At 49.4% G+C, this 255-nt stretch carries 1 protein-coding gene; it reads right to left on the bottom strand.

Features of this window, described 5'->3' with window-relative positions; all coding sequences use genetic code 11:
- Positions 1-255 (bottom strand): transposase (locus IT084_RS19205; RefSeq protein WP_195714205.1); only part of this gene is annotated, 255 nt, incomplete at both ends.

Raw genomic sequence — 255 nt, forward strand, 5'->3', positions numbered from 1 at the left:
ATTGCCACCCATGGGCGGCTTGGGCTTTTTATCATCGTCATTTTTCTTATCAGCTTCCTTGGCGGCACGGCAGATTTCTTCGTTGATTTCTTGTAGGGCTTCGGCACCGAAACGCTTGCGAAAATGGACCATCAGGGATGGGTCAAATGGTGGCCGGTCCTGGTATTCTTTAAGGCCGATAAAGTACTGCAGGTATGGGTTTTCGGTGATCTGCTCCACTGTTTCACGGTCGCTGAAGCCGCATTTTTCTTTGAT

This window comes from Desulfallas sp. Bu1-1 (genome assembly GCF_015594625.1).
In the GTDB taxonomy this organism is placed as follows: Bacteria; Bacillota; Desulfotomaculia; order Desulfotomaculales; family Desulfallaceae; genus JADNRQ01.